At 65.6% G+C, this 10,497-nt stretch carries 10 protein-coding genes; 5 read left to right on the top strand and 5 right to left on the bottom strand.

Annotation, left to right across the window (positions count from 1 at the left end; genetic code table 11):
• The first annotated feature begins 31 nt into the window (after positions 1 to 31).
• Positions 32 to 841, top strand: coding sequence for a carotenoid biosynthesis protein (locus ASE48_RS29290; protein ID WP_057170639.1), 810 nt, complete (start codon positions 32 to 34; stop codon positions 839 to 841).
• A 224-nt stretch (positions 842 to 1,065) separates the two neighbouring features.
• Here the strand turns inward: ASE48_RS29290 and ASE48_RS29295 are convergent, their stop codons facing one another.
• A complete protein-coding gene (locus ASE48_RS29295; protein ID WP_057170640.1) occupies positions 1,066 to 1,956 on the bottom strand; it encodes a helix-turn-helix domain-containing protein in 891 nt (296 codons plus the stop codon).
• 127 nt (positions 1,957 to 2,083) lie between these two features.
• Here ASE48_RS29295 and ASE48_RS29300 point away from each other — a divergent pair, with 127 nt between their 5' ends.
• Together ASE48_RS29300 and ASE48_RS29305 are read left to right on the top strand one after the other, a co-directional pair.
• Complete coding sequence (locus tag ASE48_RS29300) at positions 2,084 to 2,989, top strand: MBL fold metallo-hydrolase (protein ID WP_057170641.1); 906 nt, start codon at positions 2,084 to 2,086, stop codon at positions 2,987 to 2,989.
• 24 nt (positions 2,990 to 3,013) lie between these two features.
• Positions 3,014 to 4,450, top strand: a complete 1,437-nt coding sequence (locus tag ASE48_RS29305) for a carboxylesterase/lipase family protein (RefSeq protein WP_057170642.1) — start codon at positions 3,014 to 3,016, stop codon at positions 4,448 to 4,450.
• A gap of 92 nt (positions 4,451 to 4,542) precedes the next feature.
• On the opposite strand, the gene ASE48_RS29310 is transcribed toward ASE48_RS29305, so the two are convergent.
• From ASE48_RS29310 to ASE48_RS29320, 3 genes are read right to left on the bottom strand one after another with little or no spacing between them, the layout of a single operon-like run.
• The gene (locus tag ASE48_RS29310; protein WP_057170643.1) at positions 4,543 to 5,889 is read right to left on the bottom strand and encodes an MFS transporter; all 1,347 of its coding nucleotides are present in this window, start codon (positions 5,887 to 5,889) and stop codon (positions 4,543 to 4,545) included.
• A 34-nt stretch (positions 5,890 to 5,923) separates the two neighbouring features.
• Positions 5,924 to 7,615 carry a dihydroxy-acid dehydratase gene (gene ilvD / locus ASE48_RS29315; RefSeq protein WP_057170644.1) on the bottom strand — a complete coding sequence of 564 codons (1,692 nt, stop codon included), beginning with the start codon at positions 7,613 to 7,615 and terminating at the stop codon, positions 5,924 to 5,926.
• Complete coding sequence (locus ASE48_RS29320; protein ID WP_082614493.1) at positions 7,612 to 9,039, bottom strand: FAD-dependent oxidoreductase; 1,428 nt, start codon at positions 9,037 to 9,039, stop codon at positions 7,612 to 7,614. Before ASE48_RS29320 ends, ilvD begins: the two co-directional genes overlap by 4 nt.
• Before the next feature lie 45 nt (positions 9,040 to 9,084).
• Between ASE48_RS29320 and ASE48_RS29325 the strand changes: the two genes are divergently transcribed.
• Together ASE48_RS29325 and ASE48_RS29330 are read left to right on the top strand one after the other, a co-directional pair.
• Complete coding sequence (locus tag ASE48_RS29325; protein WP_057170646.1) at positions 9,085 to 9,741, top strand: GntR family transcriptional regulator; 657 nt, start codon at positions 9,085 to 9,087, stop codon at positions 9,739 to 9,741.
• A gap of 47 nt (positions 9,742 to 9,788) precedes the next feature.
• Positions 9,789 to 10,151 carry an LLM class flavin-dependent oxidoreductase gene (locus ASE48_RS29330; RefSeq protein WP_156409416.1) on the top strand — a complete coding sequence of 121 codons (363 nt, stop codon included), beginning with the start codon at positions 9,789 to 9,791 and terminating at the stop codon, positions 10,149 to 10,151.
• A gap of 239 nt (positions 10,152 to 10,390) precedes the next feature.
• On the opposite strand, the gene ASE48_RS33600 is transcribed toward ASE48_RS29330, so the two are convergent.
• On the bottom strand, positions 10,391 to 10,497 hold a 107-nt coding region (locus ASE48_RS33600), incomplete at its 5' end, for a DUF3237 family protein (RefSeq protein WP_268766339.1).

The raw sequence follows: 10,497 nt of genomic DNA on the forward strand, positions 1-10,497 counted from the left end.
TCACACGCAGCGGACCGCCCATAGGCAGCCGGTGAACAAGCAGGAAGCGGCATCCTGGACCTCTGCGGGTGTTGTCGCCATTGCCGAAAACGCGCCGGCATCCCTGCTGCAGGCGAGCTGGTCGATGATGCTGAGTTCTGGCGGGTTGATCGTGTTCCTGCTCAGCCACGGGACCCTGGTCTACGGCTGGCGTGGCGCGGTGGGGTTCTTGGCCTGTGCGTACCCGGTTGCATTCGCCTTCGAGGCGCTCAGCGTCGCGATCGGATTCCCCTTCGGCTACTTCACCCACCACGGCCCCGGTGCACAGCTGCTCGGCGTACCGCTCACCGTGCCCATCCTCTACTCCACCGCTGGTTACGTGGCGTGGTCGATCGCCCGTCTGTTGATCGTCGGTGACCGCCCCGGCCCGTTGATCGGCTCGCAACGTTTCAGCGTCCCGCCCATTGCCGCGCTCGTGCTCGCGGGGTATGACGTCGTATTCGATCCAAGCGGCGCGACGCTGAACGGCGCGTGGAGCTTTCGGTCACCAAGCGGTTTATACGGTGTGCCGCTGACGAACTTCCTGGGCTGGGTTCTCACTGGGTGGGTCGCGTTTCAGATCTTCGCGTGCCTTGCGCCGCCGGCACGCGCCACCGGCAATTCCCCTGTCCTGCCGCCGATATTGTGGCTCGGCCTGTTGTCACCCAGTGTGATCACGTTCGTATCCCGCCCGGTGCCCGTCACGGACGCGGTGACAGTCGCCGAGCGCTCCTTCCTGGCCGCCACATCCACGAAACAGCGGTCATTGTCGGGATGTTCAGCATGGGTATCCCGGCTCTCACCGCCCTCGCACAGCTTTTAGCGCAACGCCACAACGGATCCGGCGGACAGGGCCGTCTGTAAGACTGCGCAACCAGGACAGGATGATGATTGAGATTCTTTTGATTTCAGCTTTTGTCGTGATGCTTCTACGAGCCGGTCATGCCGGTGCGCATCGCAGTTGTCGACCTGCTCGTCAGCCAGATTGTCGACGCGCTAAATGTTCCGGCGTCGGCGCTGGTGCTCATGGGTATCGCCGAGTAAGCCTCAGACGCGTGACCTCTCGGACAACTCGCGGTCGAGCATGGGTGTGCCCAGAGTTCGTAGCAGCGCCAAGGCCCGTTCCGAGGGTGACCCCGCGACGGTGGTGACCACGATCAGACTCTGACCAGGCGAGCGCGCGATGGCCAGCGTCTGCTGGGTGACTGTCAGGGCACCTACCACGGGATGGTGTAGGTCGTAGGACGCGGCGTCGCAGGGGGTGATCCGATGATCGCCCCACATCGTGACGAACTCTGGGCTCTTCATCGTCAGCTCACCGATGAGTGCGGCAAGGTCACGGTCGTCCGGATGCCGCCCCACGGCGATCCGCAGATTGCCCACCACTGCTCTGGCCTTGCGTCGCCAGTCTGTGTAGAGCTCACGCTTGTGTCCGTCCAGGAACACCATTCGGCTCATGTTGGGCCGGTTCATCACATCGTCGACGGCGCTTCGGTCCACATGTCCGGCCAGCAGCGCGTGCCCCAGGTGATTCCACGCCAAGACATCGGTGCGCCGGCCCAGGACCAGCGCCGGCGTCCCGTCAAGGGCGCGCAGCAGGTCACGTGTTTCGTCACTCACCTTCTCTGGCCGCGGGCGCCGCGGCCGGGGTGCCCGCCGGGCAGCGCCGGCCAACCGTTCGAGGTGTTCACGTTCGTGTGTATCGAGTTGCAGCGCACCGGCAATCGCGTCCAGGACCTCAGGCGAAGCCCCGCGGGAGATCCCCTGCTCAAGCCGCGTGTAGTAGGACACGCTGACTCCCGCCAGGTGCGCCACCTCGTCGCGCCGCAGCCCCTGCACCCGTCGGCGCGCACCGAAGTCCTGCACGCCGATGTCCTCGGGGCGGGTGTGTGCGCGCCGTGCCTGCAGAAACTCTCCGAGTGGCCCAGGTCCGTCCATCTCTTCAGTATCCGTGCGCCGTGGGATCCCAGCCACCCCCTGTCAGGGATAGGACCAACGAGGTGTGGTTGCCCACCGGGTACGTCGGAAGACTCATGTGAGCACCACCGATGACCAAGGGAGTCACATGGAACAGATCGAGTTGGGCGACGTCACCGTCACCCGCGTCAAGGAGTACTACGGCTCCGTGCAGATGGGGCCCGCAGAGTTCTTCCCGGACAGCACCGAGCACGACTGGGAAGCCAACAAGCACTGGCTGGCCCCTGATTTCTGGGACCCCGGCACCGATCAGTGCATCTCGGCGATCCAGACCTGGGTGCTACGCAGCGAAGGACGCACCATCCTGGTCGACACCGGTGTCGGCAACCACAAGGAGCGGCCGTATGTCCCGGTGTGGAACCACCTCGACACCGCGTTCCTCGACAATCTGGCCGCCGCAGGCGTTGCGCCCGAGGACGTCGACGTGGTGATCAACACCCACCTGCACATCGACCACGTGGGCTGGAACACCCGTCTGGACGGTTCGACGTGGGTGCCCACCTTCCCGAATGCGACCTACCTGATGTCACAACGCGATTTCGAGTTCTGGAACCCGGCCAATGTCCACAATCCCACCGCTAGCCGCGGAAGTATGAATGTGTTCGAAGACAGCGTCACCCCGGTCCACCAAGCCGGGTTGACCCATCTGTGGGACGAGACCTACCAGATCGACAAGAATCTGCGGCTGGAGCTCGCGCCAGGACACACCCCCGGCTCGTCGGTCCTGACACTGGAATCTGGTGGAGACCGAGCCGTGTTTGTCGGCGATCTCATCCACACCCCGCTGCAGATCGTCACGCCACATACCAACAGCTGTTTCTGCGAGGACCCCACGGAATCACGCAACACCAGGCACAAGCTGCTGGGTCGTGCCAGCGAGGACAATGCGTTGCTGTTCCCGGCGCACCTTGGTGGACACGGCGCTGTGGAAGTCGTCCGCGACGGTTCTAGCTTCGCCATCAAAGGCTGGGCGGACTTCGCCCGTATCAGCTGATCGACCACTCACCTAGGAGAACCCTTGTCTCAGAGAAACACTGCCGTCGTTCAAACCCCATCCGGCGCGGTGTGCGGTGTCCGCGACCATAGCGGCGTGCGCTACCGTTCCATCCCCTATGCCGCCACCCCGACAGGGGCTGCTCGTTTCGCTCCACCGGCACCGCACCCGGGTTGGGACGGCGTCCGGGACGCGACGGCTCACGGTGCGACGGCGCCGCAGCCGGTCCGCGACTTCGGTGCACTCGACATGCGGCCATACTTCGGCCCGGGCTGGGTGCGCGGCACGGACTATCTGACGCTCGACGTGCACACTCCCGCCCCCGACGACGCGGCGCGACCGGTGATGGTGTTCGTCCACGGCGGCGGATTCGTCACCGGGTCATCGCAGGCCGCGCTGTACGACAGCCGGGCATTCACCCGTGACGACGTCGTGCTCGTCACCGTTAATTACCGCTTGGGGGTCGCCGGGTTTCTCGATGTCCCTGGGGCACCGCGCAACCGCGGATTGCTCGACGTGCTGGCCGCCCTGAGGTGGGTCCGCGACACGATCAGTTCCTTCGGTGGTGACCCCGGGAATGTCACGCTGTTCGGCCAGTCCGCCGGCGCCACTTTGGTGGGAGCCCTGCTCGCCACGTCGGAGGCCACCGGGTTGTTCCACCAGGCTGTCATGCAGAGCGGTAGCGGCGCGGGTGCGTTCACACCTGAGCAGGCTGCACGAGTCGCCCGCGCTGCGGCCGCCGAGCTGGGTGTGCAACCCACCGCGGACGGGCTCGCAGACCTTCCCGACGAACAGTTCGTCGCCGTGCTGCCCACGCTGGCCGGTCTTGACCTGCGTACCGCCACCGCCACCGACCCACTGGTGGGTCTCAGCCCGTTCAGCCTCGTCCTGGACCAGCAGCCCGCCGATGCATTGGCGCACGGTCCAGCGGCCGACGTCGCTCTGCTCATCGGCACCAACACCGAAGAGGGCAACCTCTATCTCGTACCTCAGGGCACCTTCCATACGTCACAACACGCTGATGTGTTAGCCGTTGCCGCGCAGACACATTCGGACCCGCACGCTGCGGCGGCGACCGTGGCCGCCGACCGCCCACATGCCACTCACGGCGAGTTACGCTCGGCCCTGCTCGGTGAGGCCCTCTTCAGCACCGGCTCGGCCCGGATCGCCCGAGCGCACGCGCTGATCTCGGCGCGCGGCACCTACGTCTACCGTTTCGGATACCGATCGACAGCGCTGGACGGCAAGCTGGGCGCGGCGCACACCGTGGAGCTTCCGTTTGTCTTCGACATCGCCGATTCGCCGTGGCTGCACGGAAAGACGGGTCTGCTGGGGCCCGATCCGGCTCCAGAGGATCTGGCCCGACGGATGCATACCTCGTGGGTAGCTTTCGCCCACAACGGTTCTCCTGGTTGGGACCGCTATCACGGCGAGGACGCTGCAGTACAGCGCTTCGAGTAGTGAGATCCCCCTCCGTACGTCATGTCCCGGAAAGGTTGTTCCTTCGGTACCGGAGCGCGATAGGCGGGACTTGACTCCGGAGCGCTCGCCCCTCAGCTCGTCGTCGTTGTCGACTGTGGTTCCGGCGCGTTAGCCACGCCGGGTTCGATGATCTCCCTGCGGTTGGTCTCCGGGCCGTAGGCCAGTGCGACCAGCGTGAGGGCGGTCAGGATGCCGAGGTAAACCACGATCACCCACCAGTGGCCGAACGCAGCGATCAACGCGGTGGCGATGAGCGGCAGAAACCCACCGGCCAGCACCGATCCGATCTCACGAGCGAATGCGAAACCGGACAGTCTGGTCCGGGTATCGAACAACTCGGCGAAGTACGCCGCCTGAGGCGCCAGCATCGCCGGGTAAAAAATACCCAGTCCCACAACAAAACCCAAGGTCAGCAGCGGTGCACTCAGGGTCTCCAATAGCAGGAAGAAAGGCACCAGCCAGAACACCGACAGCAACGCGCCGCCTGCATAGACCGGCCGACGCCCGATCCGGTCACTGAGATGCGCCCAAATGGGTATGAATACCAGCTGAACTGCGGAGGCGATCACCACTGCGAGCAGCGTCGTGCTGCGCTCCACACCCAGGGTGTTGACCGCGAACCCCACGGCGAAAACCGGAAACAGATAGGCGAACCCGTTCTCCGCCATGCGGGCGCCGATGACCACCAGAAAGTTGCGTGGGCTGCGACGAATGGACTCCAGCACCGGGACCTTGGTCTCCTGGGCGACACCGGCCGCCTCGGCCTGCACGGCGTTCTCGTAGGCCTCGGTCTCGTCGATGCTGCGACGGATGAAGTAGCCGACGGCCAGCAGAACCGAGCCCAGCAGGAACGGCACCCGCCAACCCCAACTTTGGAAGGCGTCCTCGGGCAACAGAGTGGCGAGCTGATACACGCCGGTGGACAGCAGGGTGGCCAGCGCGAAGCCCGTGGGCGCCCAAGCACCGGCCAGTCCGCGGCGTTTCTGATCGCCGTGCTCAACAGAAAGCACTACGGCACCGGCATACTCGCCGCCGGCGCCGAAGCCCTGCAACAACCGAAGCAGGATCAGCAGGATCGGCGCCCACATGCCGATGGCGGCATAGTTGGGCAGCACACCGATCAACGTGGTGGCCACACCCATCAGCACGATGGTGAAGATCAGCATCTTCTTGCGGCCCACCTTGTCACCCATGTTGCCCAGCACGATGCCGCCCAGCGGACGCGCGAGGAAGCCGACAGCATAGGTGGCGAAGGCTGCGAGGGTACCGACGGTGGGGTCGGCGTTGGGGAAGAACTGGCTGTTGAGCACCAGCGCCGCGGCAGTGCCGTAGATGAGGAAGTCGTACCACTCCAGGGTGGTGCCGACCAAGGCAGCGATGCCCGCCTTGCGGGCTTGGTTGGGTACGGCGGTTGACATACTGCGTGTCCTTTGTGAGTTGAAAGGTGTTGTGTCAGTGAGCGGGACGGCGTAACACCGCGCCACCCTGAATAGGGCCGACCAATTCGGCGTACTGCCCGAGCCATCCGCGTTCGGGAGCGTCACCGGCCGCGCGTACGGGAGCGCCGTCGCGGACAGGGTCCGCGTCGACCCGGCGGGCGTCGAGGTCGATACTGATGGCGTCGCCGTCCTGGAGTCCCGCCAACGGGCCGCCATCGGCGGCTTCGGGCATCACCTGTCCGACGACGAGACCGTGGTTGAGACCGGACAGTTCACCGTCGGTGACCACGGCGACTTCTCCGCCCAGCCCGGCACCGTTGAGTGCGGCGACAAAGCTGGCCGCGAATACCGTGCCCGGCCCACCCCGCGGACCCATCCCGCGGAGCACGATCACGTCGCCGCGCTGAATTCCGTTGTCTTTCAGAGCCTCGATGGCGGCGTCCTCGCCCACAAACACCTTGGCCGGTCCACCGAACTGACGGCGGGTGGCCTTACCCACCCCGGCGACCTTCACGATGGAACCGTCCGGCGCCAGCGAGCCGCGCAGGATGATCAGACCCGGCTCGTCGTTCACCGGGTCGTCAAGTTCATGCAGCACGTCGCCGTCGGCGGCCCTTGCATGCTCGGCGCGTTGGGCGACAGTGCGGCCGTCAACGGTCAGAGCGTCACCGTGCAGTCGCGGCAACAGCGTCCGCATCACCGTCTGGACCCCGCCGATACCGTCGAGATCCCACACCTGGTGTGCGCCGTTTGGGCGGATCGCCGCCAGCTGCACCGCATCTCGCCCGAGCTTCTCGAACAGGCCCACGACATCGAGACCCAGGTCAGCTTCGGCGGCGATGGCGGTCAGGTGCCGAATGCAGTTCACCGACCCGCCGAGGGCCAAGGCGACTTCGATGGCGTTCTCGATCGATTCGGCCGTGATGACCTGGCGCGCGGTCAGGCCTTCCTCGACCATCGCCACGATCCGCCGACCAGCAGCGCTGGCGTTGTGCAGCATGGCCTCTGAGTTTGCGCGAGTCGGTGCGGAGCCGGCCACCGTCATACCCAGCGCCTCGGCCATGCAGTGCATGGTGTTTGCCGTGGCCAAACCGGCACATACTCCCGGACCGTCGATGGCCTCGTCGGCGAGCTCGCCCAGCTGATCGATGGTCATGGTGCCGGCGGCGAGCGCGCCCACCGATTCGTAGACCGTGTCAATGTCGACCGAGCACCCGCTGTACCGACCGCCCTTCTGGTACCCGCCGATCACCACGATCGAGGGCAGGTCGAGGCGGGCCGCTGCCATCAGGTGCGCCGGTGTGGTCTTGTCGCAGGAGGATAGGAACACGATGCCGTCCAGCACCGCGCCTTCGACCGCGGCCTCCACGTCGTTGACGATCAGATCCCGGGTGGGCATCAGGTAGCGCGCCTTACGGCCGGCGCTGGTGACGAAATCGCTGGGCGCGGTGGTTCGGATCTCGAACGGCAGCCCGCCGGCTTCGCGGATGGCATCGGCCACTCGCAGTGCTACATCGTCAAGATGGGCGAAACACACCGACAGTTTCGACGATGTGTTGACGATCGCGATCTTCGGCTTCTGTTGATCTGCGACGCTGATTCCCATCGCGCTCCACTGCGCGCGGCGCACCGCCCATCGCGTGCTGCCCGGAGTGAAATTGCTGCGCAAACTCCCGCCGGGGGCCCGCTCGAAGTTGTCGGTCACGATTCCTGCCTTTCTGCGTGCGCCACAACGGCGGTCGCGGGTTCTAGCGCACTTCCGTTGGCGATCATGCGGGTCTGGATGTCCCGTACGTCGAGGTTGCGGTAGGCCACACCGGAGTTCAGCGACAGAAGCGTCGCCACTGCTGCGGCGTGACCGTATTCAAAACACTGGGCGGTGACGCGGGCTGAAGCCAAGGCGTGGTGCTCGGCGCTCAGACACCGGCCCGCCACCACGACGTTCTCGCCGTGTTCGGGCACGAGCGCGCCAAACGGTACGTCGTAGTAGTCGTCCAGCAACCAATGCAGCCGTGGTTTCTCGCCGTCGTGCAGTTCGATCGGCCAGGGGGAACGGCAGATCGAGTCCGGCCGCTTGGTGCCCTCCACGACGTCGCTGTCACGTAACGTCTGCACCCCCGCAACCGTCCGGGTTTGGCGAATGCCGGCTTCGACGCCGGTATCCACGACAAAAGCGTCAGCACACCCGGGCACGGCGCCGGAGAGAAAGCGGGCGTAGTCACGAACCTGTCGACGGCCGCCGATCTCGGCGAGGGTGAAGTCGGCAGGGTCGATGACGTTGAGCATCCGGCCGTCAGGCGCCGTCAGCCTGGTGGCGTTGACCAGCAACTCCCCCGGTCTGCTGGTGGCGAAGATCCAGATCTTGTTGCGCGGCAGGTCAACACCGCAGACGCGAGCGTCGTCGATCGCCGCGGTCACCCATGCCGGACTGATGGTGTCATCGCCCCACGCCGCCCAGAATCTCTCCGTGTCGACGTTGCCCAGCCGGAAGAACATGGTCGGGTTCTGGATACGCCCGTCGGCGCCATACCGGTATGCGCCGCCGCCGCGCGCCACGACCGCTCCGTCGCCGGAGGCGTCGATGATTCGCGCCGCCCGTATCACGCCGACTCCGGCGTTGGAGGCCACCAGCAGACCGCGATAGTGACCGTCCTCGACCAGGACATCGATTACCTGGGTGTGGAACAGGATGCGCGCCCTGGCCCCGGTGAGCAGCCTGTCGGCAGACTCGCGCCACATCAGCGGGTCGTGTGCTGCGGTGAAGGTTTTGCCGTAGCGCTGGGGCTCGGTGAGGCCGCCGCGGGAGGTGAGCTCTGCAGCAAAACGCTCGGTGAAACCGTGCACCACCTGTTCGGGAGAAGCGGCATCCTCGGAAGCCAGGTACATCCCGCAGATCGTGCCCGACAGCCCGGCCACCGCCGCCCCGCCGGCGAACCCGTACTTCTCGATGACCAGCACTCGCGCGCCCGCTTCTGCGGCGATCGTGGCTGCGGCGACGCCGGCTGCCCCGGCCCCGACCACCGCGATGTCGACGTCATCGATCAAAGGGAAATGGCGGATGTCGACCTCGTCGAGACCAAGATTCAACCGCCATTCAACCGATATATCAGTCATGGATGGACGGTACATCGGTGGTCGCGATATTGTCTACCCCGTGACAATGGGGACCCAGCGGTGACCGGCATTTCGCCCAATAAGGCTGACCAGGCGTTCCTGCAGATAGAACGCCTGATCGTGCTGCAGGAGCTTCCACCGGGCACGCTGGTATCGGAAAAACAACTCATGGAGCTGACTGGGCTCGGCCGTACGCCGGTACGGGAGGCGCTGCAGCGCTTGGCACGCGAGCGGCTCGTTGAGATCCATGCCAATCGCGGCGTGCTGGTGCCCGCAGCCTCGATTGAGGCTCAACTCAAACTGCTCGAATTGCGCCGGACGTTGGAGCCGTTCGCCGTTCGCCTCGCGGCACAACGGGCCAATGCACACCAGCGTCGCACGGCCGCCGCACTCGCCCACGACGTTCTCGGCGCCACCACGTCGGTGGACGATTTCGCTACGTTCCTACGGGACGCGCACGCACTGGTGGTCAGCGCTACGCACAACGAATTCGTCGAGGTAGCGATGGCTCCGCTACAGGGATTGTCCCGGCGGTTCTGGTTCGGCAATCTCACCGACCCGCGCCAAGATCTGGCCCAGGCCGGAACCTTGCATACCGCGATTCTGGCGGCCATCGCGGCCGGCGACGCCGATGCTGCCGAAGCGGCGTCGCTCGCGCTGAGCGACTACCTGCTGGCTTTCGCCTATGCCACGTTGCCGCAACAGAACCCAGGCTGACCAACGCCTAGGCCAATCGCGACCGATCCCGCTGATCCGGTCCTAAAATGTTGGAGCGCAACATTTTTCCCCGAGTCACAGCGGCTGCCGCAGCCGCTGGCCGTCCGGCACCGCAGGCGATCGCCGGCCTTCCGGTGATGGTGACCTCCGAACCGGATGCCCGCCGACAGTCCATCGCGGCCGCGTTCGCGATCGCGATCGCCGAGCAGGTGCCGGCCTATCGGAGCGTGCTGGACACCGAGGGCGTCGCCAGCGTCGCCGACGTCAGCATCGTGGGCAACGAGGAAGAGGTTGCCGCACAGTTGCGCCGATTCGCCCAAGCCGGCGTCACGGAGTTCACCGGCTTCCTGTACAGGGGCCCCGACACCGTTGCGCGTACCACCACACTATTGGCGGGAATCCGGTTGTGATGCAACGGATATTGGTCGCTCCGGTGCGTCCCGCGCAACGGATCACGGCCGGCGACCCGGGCATCCCGCAGTTTGAGAACGCGTTGGCGTGCCTGGCTGACCACCGAGAATTCGCCCCCGGACCCACACATCAGGCCACCGGCCCAACGCCGACATTCGCGGACCGAATCGAAACTCTGAACCGGCCACCCAGCCGCCATGTCGGCGTTGACCCTACCTATTGGCCGGCTGTCTACCGCTCAGAGAACGACTCGAAAGACCTGGAATTCGACGACGGGGCCGGGTTGGATGCGTCCTTGTCCGACGAAGATGCTCTGGTTGACCCAGGTGTATCTGGGGTCTCCGC

It is taken from the genome of Mycobacterium sp. Root265 (assembly GCF_001428895.1).
In the GTDB taxonomy this organism is placed as follows: domain Bacteria; phylum Actinomycetota; class Actinomycetes; order Mycobacteriales; family Mycobacteriaceae; genus Mycobacterium.